Annotated in this window: 18 protein-coding genes; 14 read left to right on the forward strand and 4 right to left on the reverse strand. The window is 31.4% G+C overall.

The features are described from left to right. Positions 1 to 7 precede the first annotated feature (7 nt). The 12 genes from ACGHJ8_RS01255 (at position 8) to ACGHJ8_RS01310 (ending at position 11,188) form a co-directional block, all read left to right on the forward strand. Positions 8 to 763, forward strand: coding sequence for an esterase family protein (locus tag ACGHJ8_RS01255; protein WP_087359779.1), 756 nt, complete (start codon positions 8 to 10; stop codon positions 761 to 763). A 1-nt stretch (position 764) separates the two neighbouring features. Then, on the forward strand, positions 765 to 1,973 hold the full coding sequence (locus ACGHJ8_RS01260) for an acetyl-CoA carboxylase biotin carboxylase subunit family protein (RefSeq protein ID WP_211962229.1): 1,209 nt from the start codon (positions 765 to 767) through the stop codon (positions 1,971 to 1,973). A gap of 237 nt (positions 1,974 to 2,210) precedes the next feature. After that, complete coding sequence (locus ACGHJ8_RS01265; protein ID WP_087359785.1) at positions 2,211 to 3,158, forward strand: magnesium transporter CorA family protein; 948 nt, start codon at positions 2,211 to 2,213, stop codon at positions 3,156 to 3,158. A 101-nt stretch (positions 3,159 to 3,259) separates the two neighbouring features. Then, positions 3,260 to 4,732: a family 1 glycosylhydrolase gene (locus tag ACGHJ8_RS01270; RefSeq protein ID WP_390541226.1), complete on the forward strand. Its 1,473-nt coding sequence runs from the start codon at positions 3,260 to 3,262 to the stop codon at positions 4,730 to 4,732. Between the two features lie 2 nt (positions 4,733 to 4,734). After that, entirely contained in the window at positions 4,735 to 4,986 is a 252-nt protein-coding gene (locus ACGHJ8_RS01275) for a kinase to dihydroxyacetone kinase (RefSeq protein ID WP_087359791.1), read from the forward strand. 2 nt (positions 4,987 to 4,988) lie between these two features. After that, positions 4,989 to 5,915 carry an AEC family transporter gene (locus ACGHJ8_RS01280; protein ID WP_087359794.1) on the forward strand — a complete coding sequence of 309 codons (927 nt, stop codon included), beginning with the start codon at positions 4,989 to 4,991 and terminating at the stop codon, positions 5,913 to 5,915. 124 nt (positions 5,916 to 6,039) lie between these two features. Beyond that, positions 6,040 to 7,458 (forward strand): NAD(P)/FAD-dependent oxidoreductase, encoded by a 1,419-nt coding sequence (locus tag ACGHJ8_RS01285; RefSeq protein WP_087359797.1) that lies wholly within the window; start codon positions 6,040 to 6,042, stop codon positions 7,456 to 7,458. A 97-nt stretch (positions 7,459 to 7,555) separates the two neighbouring features. After that, positions 7,556 to 9,202 (forward strand): VanW family protein, encoded by a 1,647-nt coding sequence (locus ACGHJ8_RS01290; RefSeq protein WP_390541229.1) that lies wholly within the window; start codon positions 7,556 to 7,558, stop codon positions 9,200 to 9,202. Between the two features lie 72 nt (positions 9,203 to 9,274). Then, the gene (gene folD, locus ACGHJ8_RS01295; protein WP_087359804.1) at positions 9,275 to 10,135 is read left to right on the forward strand and encodes a bifunctional methylenetetrahydrofolate dehydrogenase/methenyltetrahydrofolate cyclohydrolase FolD; all 861 of its coding nucleotides are present in this window, start codon (positions 9,275 to 9,277) and stop codon (positions 10,133 to 10,135) included. Beyond that, on the forward strand, positions 10,125 to 10,325 hold the full coding sequence (locus ACGHJ8_RS01300; protein WP_087359807.1) for a DUF951 domain-containing protein: 201 nt from the start codon (positions 10,125 to 10,127) through the stop codon (positions 10,323 to 10,325). The genes folD and ACGHJ8_RS01300 overlap by 11 nt, the downstream gene beginning before the upstream one ends. Next, positions 10,306 to 10,776, forward strand: coding sequence for a GNAT family N-acetyltransferase (locus ACGHJ8_RS01305; protein ID WP_211962226.1), 471 nt, complete (start codon positions 10,306 to 10,308; stop codon positions 10,774 to 10,776). The genes ACGHJ8_RS01300 and ACGHJ8_RS01305 overlap by 20 nt, the downstream gene beginning before the upstream one ends. 10 nt (positions 10,777 to 10,786) lie before the next feature. Then, positions 10,787 to 11,188, forward strand: coding sequence for a secondary thiamine-phosphate synthase enzyme YjbQ (locus ACGHJ8_RS01310; RefSeq protein WP_087359813.1), 402 nt, complete (start codon positions 10,787 to 10,789; stop codon positions 11,186 to 11,188). A 90-nt stretch (positions 11,189 to 11,278) separates the two neighbouring features. On the opposite strand, the gene ACGHJ8_RS01315 is transcribed toward ACGHJ8_RS01310, so the two are convergent. The 4 genes from ACGHJ8_RS01315 to ACGHJ8_RS01330 are packed head-to-tail and all read right to left on the reverse strand — an operon-like array spanning position 11,279 to position 13,407. Beyond that, the gene (locus ACGHJ8_RS01315) at positions 11,279 to 11,575 is read right to left on the reverse strand and encodes a helix-turn-helix domain-containing protein (protein WP_390541233.1); all 297 of its coding nucleotides are present in this window, start codon (positions 11,573 to 11,575) and stop codon (positions 11,279 to 11,281) included. Positions 11,576 to 11,632: 57 nt separating this feature from the next. Further along, complete coding sequence (locus ACGHJ8_RS01320; RefSeq protein ID WP_087359819.1) at positions 11,633 to 12,475, reverse strand: DegV family protein; 843 nt, start codon at positions 12,473 to 12,475, stop codon at positions 11,633 to 11,635. After that, positions 12,472 to 12,894, reverse strand: coding sequence for a MarR family transcriptional regulator (locus tag ACGHJ8_RS01325; RefSeq protein WP_087359821.1), 423 nt, complete (start codon positions 12,892 to 12,894; stop codon positions 12,472 to 12,474). Before ACGHJ8_RS01325 ends, ACGHJ8_RS01320 begins: the two co-directional genes overlap by 4 nt. A gap of 51 nt (positions 12,895 to 12,945) precedes the next feature. Beyond that, positions 12,946 to 13,407 carry a phosphatase PAP2 family protein gene (locus ACGHJ8_RS01330; RefSeq protein ID WP_390541235.1) on the reverse strand — a complete coding sequence of 154 codons (462 nt, stop codon included), beginning with the start codon at positions 13,405 to 13,407 and terminating at the stop codon, positions 12,946 to 12,948. A 306-nt stretch (positions 13,408 to 13,713) separates the two neighbouring features. Here ACGHJ8_RS01330 and ACGHJ8_RS01335 point away from each other — a divergent pair, with 306 nt between their 5' ends. After that, positions 13,714 to 15,816, forward strand: coding sequence for a CocE/NonD family hydrolase (locus ACGHJ8_RS01335; RefSeq protein ID WP_390541237.1), 2,103 nt, complete (start codon positions 13,714 to 13,716; stop codon positions 15,814 to 15,816). Positions 15,817 to 15,982: 166 nt separating this feature from the next. After that, positions 15,983 to 16,669, forward strand: a complete 687-nt coding sequence (locus ACGHJ8_RS01340; protein WP_087360421.1) for a hypothetical protein — start codon at positions 15,983 to 15,985, stop codon at positions 16,667 to 16,669. Positions 16,670 to 16,697: the final 28 nt, after the last annotated feature.

Raw genomic sequence — 16,697 nt, forward strand, 5'->3', positions numbered from 1 at the left:
GGAGAATATGAAAACAGAATGGTTTAAAGAATATAGTGATTGTTTATTGCGTGATATGGAATTTAAAGTTTATGGACATGCTGGAACACCAATATTAGTGTTTCCATCACAAAACGGAAGATTCTTTGATTTTGAAAATAACGGAATGGTTCATACTGTTGAACATCTTATTGATGAGGGAAGAATTCAGCTTTTCTGCTGTGATAGCATTGATCAGGAATCTTGGTCTGCTGAAGGGGGAGATAATCGCCATCGCACTTATATGATTGAACAATATTTCTATTATATTGTTAATGAATTGGTACCAAGAATATTTGAAATCAATTCTTATGGAAATAATGGAAATTATGCTGAAGGTATTTATACAACAGGTTGCTCAATGGGGGCATCTCATGCCGCTAATTTTATGTTTAGAAGACCTGATATTTTTAAAGGAACAATTGCTTTGAGTGGCTATTATGATAGTGATTTATTCTTTGGTGATTATCATGATGATATTTTATATCGTAACTCACCCGTACAATATTTAAATGGAATGAGTTATGACCATCCTTATGTTGATATGTATCGTCAATGCCATATTGTATTATGCTGTGGGCAAGGGGCATGGGAAGATGATATGATTAGAAGTACATCACGTATGAAAGAACTTCTTGAATATAAAGATATTCCTGCATGGATTGATTTTTGGGGATATGATGTGAATCATGATTGGGATTGGTGGCAAGTACAATTCCCATATTTTGTAGAAAGGGTGATCTAATATGAACGTGATCTTTATTTCGCCAAATTTTCCGGCATATTTCTATAACTTTTGTGATCGTTTAAAAGTCAGAGGAGTTCGTGTATTAGGAATAGGCGATGAGAATTATGAAAATCTGCCATATCATACAAAACTTGCCTTAACAGAATATTATCGTGTTGATGATTTGGAAGATTATGAAAGTGTATATAGAGCTTGTGCATATTTTACATGGCATTATGGAAAGATTGATTGGATTGAATCTCAAAATGAATACTGGCTGGAATTAGAAGCAACATTAAGAAATGAGTTTAATGTGACAACTGGAACAAAGATTCAAGATCTTTCACCAATGAAATATAAATCAAAAATGAAAGATGTTTATAAATCTGTAGGAATTCCAACCGCACGATATCGTAAAATAGATGACTATCTAGCAACTAAAGCTTTTGCAAATAGAGTTGGATATCCAGTCATTGTTAAACCCGATAATGGTGTTGGGGCAAGTTCAACATATAAATTGAAAAGTGATGATGAGTTAGATTATTTCTTTGCGACAAAACCACCTTATATTCAATTTATTATTGAGGAAATGGTGCCCGGGCATGTAGAAACTTTTGATGGAGTTACTGATAAAGATAAAAATATTTTGATTTGTTCATCTCATGTGATGCTGAATTCTATCATGGATAATGTTAATGAATTAAGTGATACTGCATTCTATTCACAGCCTGTTGAAGGATTGGATTTATATGAAATAGGAAAAAAAGTTGTAGAAGCTTTTGATACAAGAAGTCGTTTCTATCATTTTGAGTTCTTTAGATTAGATGAAGATAAAGAAGGTCTTGGTAAAAAGGGTGATATTGTAGGCTTAGAAGTGAATATGAGAGCACCAGGTGCTTATATGCCAGATATGATTAATTATGCTTATAACGTTGATGTATATACGATATGGGCAGATATGATCAAATATAATGAATGTTTCTATGATATTCATCGTGAATATTGGGTAGCTTACACTGGTCGTAGAGAGGGAATCTGGTATATGTACAATTATGATCAGATTAGAGAAAAGTATGGAGATCAAATTGCTTTAGAAACAGATGTTCCTGCGGCTTTAAGTGCTGCAATGGGTAATCATGTTTTTATTGTTAAATCAAAATCCAAAGAAGAAATGTTTGAAATGATTCGTTATATTTTAAAAAGAGAAGATGGAACGGATTGGATTTAAGAATAATAAGATTTAAGTTGAAAGTAAACTTTTAATTTAAATCTTTTTTTGTTAAAAAAACAAAAAAATTACCTTTCTAAGGCTTCTATCTCTCATATTTTGTGTTATAATGGCATGGGAAAGAAAGAAGGTGTTATTATGTCTCCGGAGCCGGATGAAGAAACGAATTTCAATATCAAACAAAGCATAACAGGAGGCATAATAAAAATTCTCCTGTTATAGAATAGGAGGATTAAAATGATAGAATTTTACAAGACTTTTGGAACTGAAACAAAAAAAATTGAAGCATTGGAAACAGGATGCTGGATTAATGTCATTTCACCTACTGAAGAAGAAAAAAATTTTTTGATTGAAAATTTAGACGTTGTTCCTGAATTTGTACAGGCATCTTTGGATGAAGAAGAAAGTTCACATATTGATTTTGATGATGACTATAATCAAACATTAGTCATTGTCGATTATCCAAGTGCCGAAGAAACTGAAGGTAAATATGATAAAATGACTTTACAGTATACAACATTACCTTTAGGTATTGTTTTAATGAAAGGATATATTATTACAATTTCTCTATATGAAAATTTAAACATTGAAGATATGGCTACAGGGAAAGTCAAAGGTATTCATACAGAAATGAAAACAAGATTTTTATTGAAATTGTTATTAAGGATTTCTCAAAGATATTTGATTTATTTACGCCAAATTGATCGCTTATCTTCATTAACTGAGCATAAACTTCATCGATCAATGCAAAATAAAGAATTAATACAAATGTTGGGATTAGAAAAATCATTGGTTTATTTTTCAACTTCTTTAAAAACTGATGAAATAACATTAAATAAAATCATGCGAGGAAAATTAATCAAATTATATGAGGATGATCAAGATTTATTAGAGGACGTACTGGTTGAGATTCATCAGGCTATTGAAATGTGTAATATTTATTCAAATATTTTATCTGGAACAATGGATGCCTTTGCTTCTGTTATTTCTAATAATTTAAATATTGTAATGAAGGTATTAACTGTGATTACAATTGTGATGGCTATTCCAAATATCGTTTTTAGTTTTTATGGAATGAATGTTACTGGATTACCTGGACCTGTATGGTGGGTACCAACTTTGATAGCGTTAATTGCGTGTGGTGTGGCTACATTTATTTTTATGAAAAAAGATATGTTTCATTAAGTACATTATAAAGATGTACTTTTTTTTCATCTTTCTTTTTTTGAAAATAAAGACATGATGAAATGGAATGATGTATAATAGAAGAAAGAGGAGGAGAAAACATGGTAAGACAATTTCCAGAAGGATTTTTATGGGGTGGAGCAACTGCTGCCAACCAATATGAAGGTGGATGGAACGAGGGAGGAAAAGGAATCAGTGTTTCTGACTGTGCCAGGCATCATTTAGATGTAGATGTGCAAGATTATAAAGCACAAAATGCCATTACAACAAAAGATATTGAAGAAGCATTACAATCAACTGATGAGTCATTATATCCCAAAAGACATGGCTCTGACGGTTATCATCATTATAAAGAAGATATTCAACTATTTGCCCAGATGGGATTTAAGGTTTATAGAATGTCCATTGCATGGTCTAGAATCTTCCCTAATGGAGATGATTTAGAACCAAATGAAGAAGGATTGAAATTCTATGATGATATTTTTGATGAATGTTTGAAATATGGAATAGAACCATTAGTGACAATGTCACATTATGAACCACCAATCAATATTGTTTTAAATTATGAAGGATGGGCATCAAGAGAAGTCGTAGATATGTTTGTCAGATATGTTAAGGTCATCTGTGAAAGATATAAGGATAAGGTCAAATATTGGCTGACATTCAATGAAGTTGATTCAATGATTAGACATCCTTATACAACAGGAGGACTTGTCGAAGACAGATTTCCAGGAAGAAACTTTCAAGAAGTGATTTTTCAGGCGATGCATCATCAGTTTGTAGCTTCTGCCTTAGCTACGAAAATATGTCATGAAACAATACCAGGATCAAAGGTAGGATGTATGTTGACAAAGCTTACATATTATCCATATACATGTAAACCAGAAGATGTATTACAGGCACAACAGGATATGAGAAGTACATATTGTTATAGTGATACACAAGTATTTGGAGAATATCCAGCATATCTTCTTGCGAAATTCAAGAATGAAGGTATTCATATTCAGATGGAAGATGGAGATTTGGATATCATGAAAAAATATCCAGTAGACTTTGTATCATTTAGTTATTATTCATCTAGCTGTGTTGCGAAAGATGATCAAGGATTAAAGAAAACAGCTGCTAATACAATGACAGCCATTAAAAATCCATACATTCCTTCATCTGAGTGGGGATGGCAAATTGATCCTATTGGATTAAGAGTATCTTTGGTGGATTTATATGATCGTTATAGAAAACCATTATTTATCGTAGAAAATGGTTTAGGAGCAAAAGATGAACTTATTGATGGAACAGTGGATGATCAATATCGTATAGATTATTTTGCAGCACATTTTAAGGAAATGTTGAATGCGATAGAAATAGATGGTGTTGATTTGATGGGATATACGTCTTGGGGATGTATAGATTTAGTAAGTGAATCAACAAAACAGATGAGTAAACGCTATGGATTCATCTATGTCGATTGTGATGATTTAGGAAATGGAACATATAAACGATATAAAAAGAAATCATTTGATTGGTATAAGAAAGTCATTGAAACAAATGGAGCATGTTTGTTTGAAGGAGAATAACGATGTTAGAATATAAATTTGATACACAATTACTTATTGAAGGTAAGAATTTAAACGAAGATGAAATTCATGATTATATTACAGAACATTTTCAAGGGGACTGTTTATTGGCAGTAGGGGATGATGAACTTATCAAGATTCACTATCATACAAATGAGCCATGGCTTGTTTTAGAATATGCAGCAACACTTGGTGAAATCTATGACATTGTTGTTGAAAATATGGAAAGACAAGCTCATGGATTAAGAGGATAAGTGTGGATTTACAAGTTATTATTTTACAGATGATACAATTATTTCTAGTGATTGCACTGGGGTATGGTTTATTAAAAATCAAGATTCTTGATGTGGAATTTAATAAACGTTTAACAAGTTTACTATTATCAGTCACAACACCAGCTTTAATTGTATCTTCTGTTTTATCAACGACTTTAGAAAAAGATATTTCAAAGATTGCTTTTGTTTTTATTGTGGGTGTCATTATCTTTATTGTTTTACCAATACTTGGTTTTATTATTGTCAAAATAATAAAAGTACCAACGCATCAGCAAGGCTTATATATCTTTATGACTATGTTTTCTAATATTGGATTTATGGGATTTCCAGTGATGAAATCTATTTTTGGTAACGAAGCTGTTTTTTTGACTGCTATTTTTAATATGTTATTTAATTTATTAGTCTTTACTGTAGGTATTGTTTTTATGAATTATCATTCTACAGAAAAAATTAAGATGAATGCCAGACAGCTACTTTCACCAGGAGTCATATCATCTTTGATTGCTTTATTGATTTATTTAACAGAGATACAGGTACCCGATGTCATCGCTTCAACAATAACGATGGTAGGAGATATTACTACACCAATTGCAATGATGTTGATTGGTTCAACACTCGCAACGATTCCATTAAAAGAAGTTTTCAATGAAATCAGAGTTTATCCTTTTACCATTTTAAAACAAATCATTATTCCTATCATTGCTTATCCAGTTTTAAGTTTCTTTATCCAAGATCCACTTATTTTAGGTGTATCCTTAATCATGATTGCAATGCCAGTAGGCAATATAGCTGTTTTATTTGCGACAGAATATCAAAAAGATGTCGCTTTAGCTGCGAAAACTGTTTTTATGACAACCTTACTTTCAATTATCACTATTCCTGTTATTGTCGCATTGTTTTTGATATAGTGAAAAAAGTTTTATCAATTCATAACATTTTTTAATCCATTTTATTGTATTGACAATGTATTGATTTTATGAATATAATAAACGAGGATTATTTAATAATGCCCCAGAAATGAGGCGTTTTTTTATGCAAAAGAATTATGATGTCATTATTGTTGGGGCTGGACCAGCAGGAATTATGACAAGTTATGAATTGTATTTAAAAAATCCAGAATTAAAAGTCTTACTTATTGATAAAGGACATGATGTGATGTATAGACATTGTCCAATTAAAGATAAGAAAATTAAAAGTTGTCCACAAATTAAAGAAAATGAACCAGGATGTTTACCTGCATGTTCGATTACTTCAGGGTTTGGAGGAGCAGGCGCTTATTCTGATGGGAAATTTAATATTACAAGTGAATTTGGTGGATGGCTGACAGATTATTTAGATAATCAGGAAGTTGAAGATGTGATTCATTATGTTGATGAATTGTATTTAAAACATGGAGCAACACGTGAAATTACAGATCCAACAACAGATAAAGTAAGAGAAATTGAAAAACGTGGATATGCGGTTGGATTAAAATTATTACGTGCCAAAGTAAGACATTTAGGAACAGAAGAAAATTTAAGAATTATGACAGAAATGTCAAATGAATTAAAAGAACATATTGATATAGCTTTTAAAACAGCTGTTAAAGATATTATAGTAGAAGATCGTCATGTTAAGGGAATTATCTTAGAAAATGGTGAAGAAATCTATGCCCCTCATGTTGTTTTGGCACCAGGACGTGATGGATCAACATGGCTTGCGAAAGTGTTTAAACATCAAGGACTTGAACTCTATAACAATCAAGTGGATATTGGGGTCAGAGTTGAAACAAGTAATATTGTTATGGATGAAATTAATCAAAATTTATATGAAGGAAAATTTGTATATAATGCTTCTGTAGGAACAAAAGTCAGAACATTCTGTTCTAATCCAAGTGGGCATGTTGTTATTGAGAATCATTCTGGAACAATGTTAGCCAATGGACATGCGTACCATGATCCAAAACTAGGAAGTCCTAATACAAACTTTGCTTTGCTTGTATCCCATGTCTTTAGTGAACCGTTTAATGAACCTAATGAATTTGCACATGAAGTAGCTAGATTAGCAAACATGTTATCACATGGAAGTATTATTGTGCAAAGATATGGGGATATTAAAAGAGGTCGTCGTACAACAGCCAAACGTTTAAAGGAAGGATATACTGTTCCAACCCTACCAGAAGCTGTACCGGGAGATTTAGGATTGGTATTACCATATAATACGATGAAATCAATTATTGAAATGATTGAAGCTTTAGATCATGTTACACCTGGAATTGCCAATGAACATACTTTGCTTTATGGTGTAGAAGCCAAATTCTATTCAGCTAGACCTAAAGTAAGAGAAGGATTTGAAAGTGAAATAGATGGATTGTATGTTGGTGGTGATGGTGCTGGTTTAACAAGAGGACTTGCTCAAGCTGGAGCAAATGGTATATTAATTGCCAGACATATTATTAATAAGCAAAAATAGTCGAAAAAATACGACTATTTTTTTATATCTCCATCTTGCAAGAAGCATCAAAGAAGTTTATGATATGTGAGTAGAATCTATAGGAGAAAATAAGACTATGAAATATAAAAAATGGTTAAAAAATAAAAAAGTAATGATTCCAGCTGGAATGATATGTGTATTATTAACTATATATCTTATTTTATGTATTATGGCAGGAACAGGGGATTTTGTTTCTAATACAACAATTAATGGTATAAAGGTTGGACAGCTAACTCAGTCAAAAGCTATTGAAACTTTAAATCAACAATTTGAAGATGATACAGAAAAATTATTGATAAAAATGAAAGCTAAAGATCAAACTTATACGATTGATTTCACAGGAAATGTATCTTTTGATGCTAAAAAGGGTGTGGAAAAGATTATTAAAAATAAAGGAAACTTTTTAACAAGAGGATATGATTATTTAATGAATCATGATTTTGTTATTCCTGTAACGATTCAAAGTGAGAATCAAATGAAAGAAGCTATTCAAAAGAGTCAAATTCTTAATTATGACACAACACAAAAGACAACTTATGGATTAGGGAAGCAGAAAATTATTTTTAAAAAAGGGCATAATGGTGAAAGAACAACTGAAAAATTAGTGATTCAACAAATTCAACAAGCTTTTAAAGATTATGATTTTCAAAAAGAAATACAGTGTCACTTAGAACAAACACATCTAGAAGACAATGAAATGCAATCAATATATAAAGAATTAGCGACAGAAGCTAAAAATGCGACTTTAGATAAAAATAATGATTACGCTATTGTTGATGCTAAAGTGGGGGTTGCATATGATTTAGAGAAAGCTCAAGAAGTCTTTTTAAAAACAAAAGAAGGAGAAACTTTTGAAGTTTCAGCTAAGATTACGCAACCAGATATTTCTACTGAAGATTTAAAAGAGAATTTATTTAAAGATGTTTTAGGAAGTTATTCCACATATGTCAGTGGTTCATCTGTTAGAAAGAATAATGTCCGTTTAGCAGGAATAAAATGTAATTCTATCTTATTGCCGGGAGAAGAATTTTCATTCAACAAACAAGTTGGACAACGTACCACAGCCAGAGGATTTGGAGCAGCTGGAGCTTATCGAGATGGAGAAACAGTTAATGAAGTGGGTGGAGGTGTCTGTCAATCATCTTCCACATTATATAATGCAGTGTTGCTTTCTAATTTAGAAGTCACTTTAAGATCTAATCATAGCTATGTATCTAGTTATGTACCCATTGGTAGAGATGCGACTGTTTCTTGGGGTGGACCTGACTTCAAATTTAAGAATAACAGAGATTACCCTATCAAAATAGAAATGTCTTATAGTGGTAGTCGTCTGTATTGTAAGATTTTAGGAACAGATGTTGATGGAACATATGTAAAAATCACAAGTCAAAAATTATCTTCTACACCTTTTCAAACTCAATATATTGATGATCCAACATTAGAGCTTGGAAAAGAAAAAGTTCAGACAAGTGGCTACACTGGAGCAAAAGCACAATCATATCGTTATGTCTACGATAAAAACGGAAACTTGATTTCTTCAAAGAAAGAAGCTTATAGTGTCTATAAAAAACGTGATAAAGTCGTCAAAAGAGGTACAAAGCCTGTAGAAGTTACCCCAATTCAACCTGTACCTGAAACACCTGCTGATAATTCTACTCAGGAATCCTCTCCTCAAACACAACCTTCAACAAATCAACAACCACAGACTCCAATTATTCAATAGAGGAATTCGTTTTCCTCTTTTTGTTTACAAGTGATTTTATTTTGATATAATTCATATAAGGGAGTGGTAGATATGAATATAGATGGAAAATTAATATCACAAAAAAGAAAAGATGCATTAAAAATGAAAATAGATGAATTAAAAGAACAAGGGAAAAGAATACCGAAATTAACAGTTATTTTAGTTGGTGAAGATCAAGCTAGTCAAACATATGTGCGTAATAAAGATAAAGCCTGTGCTTATGTCGGTATGCTTTCAGATATTATAAGATTGGATGAACAGACATCTCAAGAAGAATTAGTTCGAATCATTCAATCATTGAATCAAGATGATAAAGTTGATGGTATATTGGTTCAATTACCTCTACCTTCTCATATTGATGAAGATTGTATTTTAAATACAATTGATCCTTGTAAAGATGTTGATGGGTTTCATCCATCAAATGTCGCAAAACTTGTTTTAGGTGAAAAAGGACTTGTCCCATGTACACCAAAAGGAATGATGGTTTTATTAGATGAGATTCACTATGATTTAACAGGCAAAGAAGTTGTTGTTGTAGGGCGTAGTAATATTGTTGGAAAACCTGTAGCCCTGTTATGTTTACATAAACATGCGACAGTAACGATTGCTCATTCTCGTACAAAGAATTTACCGGATTTATGCAAACGAGCAGATGTTTTAATTGCAGCTATTGGAAAACCTCGTTTTTTTAATAAAGATTATATAAAACAAGGGGCTGTTGTTTTAGATGTCGGTATTAATCGTGATGAAAATCATAAATTATGTGGTGATGTGGATTATGAAGATGTAAAAGATATTGTTTCATATATTACACCAGTACCGGGAGGAGTAGGCCCTATGACCATAGCAATGTTAATGGAAAATACTTATCAGGCATATTTACAAAGGGAGGAACTGAAAAATGGAGTATAATTTGAATGATATTGTAGAAATGAAGAAACAACATCCATGTAAAAAATCTAATCAATGGAAAATTATTCGTATGGGTGCGGACATTAAAATTAAATGCTTAGGATGTGGCGCTATTGTTATGTTTTCACGTCGTGATTTTGAAAAACGTTTAAAAAAGGTTATACCTGCTCATGAAGATACGATTGATTAAAGAAAAAGATAATTTAGAAGTTGAAAAACTCATTCGAGATTGTTTAATTGAATTTGGTGGTAATAAACCGGGTTGTGCATGGGAAGATAAAGATTTAGGACAGTTTTATCAAGTATATCAACCTAAAAATAAACAATATTTAGTTGTTATAAAAGATAATCATGTGGTAGGAGGATGTGGGATAGGACCTCTAGATGGAATAGAAGGAATCTGTGAATTACAGAAAATGTATTGTTATAGTGAGGTGAGAGGCACTGGGATTGCTCAAGAACTTTTGAATCAATCTTTAGAGTTTGCCAGACAATATTATTGTCAGTGTTATTTAGAAACATTTTCCAATATGATTGCAGCCAATCGTTTTTATCTTAAAAATGGTTTTCAACTGTTAGATCAACCACTTATCAAAGGACCCCATTATGCCTGTGATAAATGGTATATCAAAGATCTATAGAGGTGATTTTATGTTAGTAACACATCATTATCAATTTTCAAAACGTATGGAAATGCATGACATCACAGCAACAGTCAAAAAAGATGTTCAACAATCTCAAATACAAGAAGGTATAGTTGTTGTTTATACGCCACATACAACAGCAGGAATTACAGTCAATGAAAATGCTGATCCGGATGTTGTAAGAGATATGCTGGCAGGTTTTGAACGTGCTTTTCCAACGTATCATTCAGATTATCATCATTTTGAAGGAAATTCCCATGCTCATATGAAATCAACAATTTTTAATGCCAGTCAAACTTTTATTATTCATCAAGGAAGAATCATATTAGGAACATGGCAAGGTATTTATTTATGTGAGTTTGATGGACCACGAAAAAGGACCTTTTATGTCAAAATAATAGCAGGATAAAAGGCATATTGTTGATCTAAAGTGAATTGAATAAATATTTCATTGGATAAAAGAATGAAAACTTACGTTGTAATCAAAGATGTATGACAATCAGCGTACATCTTTTTTTAAATTTTCAACATATTGAATAATATCTTCTACACGACAGTGTAATATAAAACAAAGGGTGTCAATTGTTTTGGTTGTGATGGCTTTCCCTTGTTTAATTCTATACATTGTATTAGCAGAAATTCCTTCTTTATAGATGAGAGCATACTCTGTAATGCCTTGCTTATACATTGTTTCATACAATGGTTTATAACTAATCATATTATCACCCAATTCAACTTTAGCATAGTCAAAACGTTGACTAGGCTTAATATATTGAGTATAAAAAAGTGCTTTCAAAAAATAAAAAATTGATGATCATACATATAGTATGTTATCATCAATTTCTTTTAAACATTATTTTTTCACAACATAAGTAATTAAACGAGCTCCAGGTCCCGCATGTGTTCCAATGACTGGACCAATAACACCATGTAAAGTTTCACCAAAATGGAAAGCTTCTCTTAAAGTATTTTCAAACTTGTCTAAACCATCAGTTGAACCATTATAACCAATACAGATAGGTTCATTTAAGTCCATTTCACCATTTTGTTGAATCAAGTCTATAATTTTTGCAGTTGCTTTTTGTGCTCCTCTTGCCTTAGCAAACATTTCTAATTTTCCATCATCAAAACCTATAATAGGTTTAAATTTCAAAAGTGTTCCAGCTGTAGCAGCTGTTTTGGATAAACGCCCACCTTTGTATAAATATTCCAAAGTATCCACAAAGGCATATAGACGAATACGATGCTTATATTCTTCTAAGAATGTATAAATATCCTGAGCTACCATTCCTTCATCTCTTAAAGCGACAGCTTTTAAAACAAGTAAACGTTGCATTTGTGTTGTTCCTAAGCTATCAATGACGTAAATATCATCATATTCTACTAAGTCTTTAGCAAGATTAGCACTTTGATATGTTCCGCTAATTGTGCTAGATAATGTTATCACAATAACACTATCCTTGTTATCTTTTGCTGTTTCATAAAGATCAGCAAAATCTTGTGGTGAAGGTTGTGATGTTGAAGGTAATGTATCACTATTCACTAACAAATCATAAAATTGATCAGGTTGTAAATCAATGCGATCTTTATATTCTTTTCCATCGATAATAACTTTTAATGGAACGACTTCAATGTTTAATTCTTTAGCGTATTCTAAATCAATATCTGAAGTAGAATCAGTAATAATTTTAATCATTTTTTTTCCTCCGTCATCAAGATTCTAATTGTATGAAGCATTTTTTCTAAGGATTTAATTTCTTCTTTGCTGAAAAGTTTTTCAATCTTTCTTAAAGCACTCTTAATATAACGGTCATTTTCACGATAAAACTCTAAAAACTTCGCTGTGACTTTTAAATGATAAGAACGCTTATCCTCTTGACTGACCGTTTTAATTAAATATCCTTTATCAACCAATTGATTGATTTTATACGTTGCATTGGGTTGTGAAATCCCCATATATTTTGCATACTCTAAAATAGTAGGTTCACCTAACATATAGATAATATCTAAGCTAAATGCTTCTTGCATCGTAAGCTCTTTAGAAGCTGCACACATAGATGCATAAAAATTCATTTTAAAAATATTATAAACAGCTTGAAATTCTTGACTGAGCATAAGACCTCCTTATAAATACTTAAAATATTTTAAGTATAGTATAAATTATTTTTAATGAAAGTCAATTATAAAACATAGAATTGCAATAATAATTGCTGCAAAAACATCACTGATATGATGCACTCCACTGAAAATACGAGTAAGACTCACAATGATTGCGATTATACAAGCAAAGATACCAATATATGTATTCGCATAAAAACAAATCAATGCAATAATACAGGCACTGACACTATGGCGACTGGGAAATGATTCACCATGTTTATGTCCTTTTAAGGGTTTGATATCCATGTGGTCATAAGGACGAGGGCGATTCACTATTTTTCTAAAAATCGTCACAATAATAAAAGCAATACATGGTCTTAATATCGCTTCTATAAAGTGAGGATTATGCGTTAACCATAAGTTGATCAATACACATGGATAGATCATGAAAGTAATATAAGGACAGTATTCTGTTAGAAAAAGAATGGTTTTTTCTAAACGAGGACGTTGTCTTATATAGGCTAACATTGATTGATAGAAATGCTCCAAATTGCTCACCCTTTCTTTACCATTATATCTAAAATATGTGATGAAAACAAATAAAATCTGTTGTTGTATTCTTATTAATCATTGAAAATAAAAAAATAGATACAAGCTCTTATTTTAATGGATAAAGAAATGAAGAATCAACATATTAATGGAAAATTGTATTTTATTGACAGTTTATCTTGTTAAGAATAGAATATTATTAATTAAAGAAATAAATATACATAAGATTATCTATTATTTTAGAGATGAAAATGAATTATATTTTTATTAAAGGGGATGGTGTTTATGGAACAATGGAACTTTTATGTGTCTGGCATTTTATATGATAAGTTTTTTCAAGAAGATGAAAAAATCATGATTTCAAAGCTTGATGTATATTCAGGAAAATGGCAAGAAAAAACATTATTTACCGAATCTGAAAGTGAAGATTTGAAAAAAATATGTCGTCGAGATATTTTGTCTTTTTTTAAGCGAAAAAAAGATTATGAAGAAAAGATTTTTAGTGGTGCAAAACAGTTTCAAACATCATGGAACGAACAGTTTCAATTAAAAGAACATAATGTCTATATTCAAAGACATAAACTCTATCCAATGGATTTATGTTTTGATCAAACAGGTATATATGCTGTGTTGATGGCAACAAGAGATATGGTTTGTATACTAGTAAAAAATGGATATGAAAAAAGGACGATATTAAAACAATGGGAAGATTTGACTTATTCAAAAGTTAACGTTTTGCCTGTTCAAAAAGCAAAAACATTTGATGTACAAACAAAAGATCATATCTCTCTAGCAACTGATGTCTATTTGCCAGTAAATAAAAATCAGAGTCAATTCCCAACGATACTCGTTCGTACTCCTTATGGAAAGAAACAAAGTTATTTTCAATATTGGCGATTTGTTCAAAGAGGATATGCAGTTGTTATACAAGATGTTCGTGGTAGAGAAGAAAGTCAAGGCGAATGGATGCCATCGTACTATGAAGTAGAAGATGCTAATGATACACTGAATTGGATTGCTTCACAAAGCTGGAGTGATGGTTGTGTAGGAATGATAGGAGCTTCTTATTTAGGTTATGTACAATGGGCAGCTTTATGTAGCCGAAATGTGCATCTTAAAGGTATCATTAGTTTTATGTGTTCTGGAAGTGCTTTTGTGGACATACCAAGACGTGGAGGATGTTTCAATTCTGGAATGTTAGCATGGGCATTTGCGATGGCACAAAAAACATTTTTACCAGAGAACATGATTCAAGATTGGGATTATTTAATGAAAATACGACCTATTTCTAAAATTCCTGAAGTGGCTTTAGGGAAGCCTATTGATTTTCTTAATCGCTGGTTAAACCATGAAAACATGGATGATTTTTGGAATACAATGGATTGGGAAAAACGAAGTGGTGGTTATCAAGTCCCTGCTCTTATTATATCGGGTTGGTTTGATGATAATGGTATGGGAACAACACAGGCTCTACGTTTAGTTAAATCATGGAAACCAAAAACATGGAAAGCCATCATAGGAGCATGGAAACATAACGGGAATGCTGAATATGACTTACATCATGTTTATATGGGAGAGAATGCTTTAAGATATGATATTGATTTACAATGTATGTTGTGGTTAGACCGATTTGTGAAAGGGGTTCACAATGGTATCGAAGAAGGAGCACCAGTTGAATATTATACGTTACATGAAAATAGATGGAAAACTGCTACAACATGGCCTGTTTCAAATCATAGAGTGAAGCTCTATCTACAAGATTCTGATGACAAAGCCAATGGAAATACTTTGACATGTGGAAGTGGACATTTGATTGAAAATCAACCTTTCAAAAATGGCTGGAGTATGTATTGTTATGATCCTGATAATCCTGCAAAGCACATCATTGATGTATCAGAGAATGAACTGGAAGTTCCAGAAAATTACATTCATGAAGAAAAAAGAAAAGATGTTCTTACTTTTTCTACAGATATTTTAGATCATCCCATCACAATGACTGGAGATTTTAAAGTCAAACTATATGTTTCCTGTGATTGCCCTGATACAGATATTGTTGTGAGAATCTGTGATGTTGATCCTTTGGGAAATTCAATAAAATTGGCAGATGGTGTGCTAGATTTAAAATATCGAGATGGTTTTGAACAACCAAAATTTCTTCAAAGTGATGTTGTTTATCCTATTGAAATACAGACTACAAAAATATCTAATACTTTTCAAAAAGGTCATAGAATTCGCTTAACGATAACTTCTAGCGCAGAAAATTTCATTTTCCCTAATACAAATACGAAAGAAGGATTTAACGGTATAGAAAAAAGAAAAGCAAATATAAGGATTTATTGGGGAGCACCTTATATATCTTATATAGAATATATTCAAGATGATTTTTAAAAAAGTCACTCATAAATGATTTATCTATCAAATACTACTATCATTTAAAATAGAATGAATTAATAAAAGGGGAACGCAAAACGTTCCTTTTTATGACTTTCTGATAGTTTTATTGAAGCAAAAATTGAGAATTGATATAATGTAAATAATATGGAGATGGGATATTATGAAAATCACTGGAACAAAAAGTTATATACAAGTTGAAGATGATAATGGCAATATTGCAAGATTTGATGGTGAAGTATGTTTCAATAATTTTTACGCAATGGCTGATTCTATTTGCTGGTTAAAACATCAAGGAGAAGTCACTGATGAAGATAGAGTTCAACTGATTTACAAGGCAACGCAATATGGCAGGGATTATGATATAAAAGTATTATTTTTTGACCATGATAATAAAGTTATGTTTGAAAAAGAACTTGAGCTTTCAACAGAAGTCTATTGGGCAAAAAACAATCTTATTTTTATTGCTGTTATTTTATTGTCAATGATTGCTTCAATTATTTTAGTTGCAGTATTAGATGTTGTAAGTGCTATGTTCCTATTTATTTTGAGTATTGGTGCTTTTATTTTTATAAGTCCATTTATCTTATGGGGAATTTCTATATGTAGATTTCTTGTGAAAACAAAAGGGGATGAAATGACAGTGAGATCAATGATAGGGAAAACTTATTCATTTCCTTTAAGTGAAATAGAGAAAGTTGTAAGAAAAACTAAAAATTTATATGGCTGGGAAGAATGTCAAAAGATAATCATCTATATAAGAAATAAAAAGATTATTCTTCGTAGAAGTATGGAAGGATTTGATGATATGGATGCTTACCTTTTACGACATGTTGATCATATTATATAAGAATATGGAAGCTGCATAGATTATTTCG

It is taken from the genome of Massiliimicrobium timonense, assembly GCF_042850985.1.
Taxonomy (GTDB): Bacteria; Bacillota_I; Bacilli_A; order Erysipelotrichales; family Coprobacillaceae; genus Allocoprobacillus.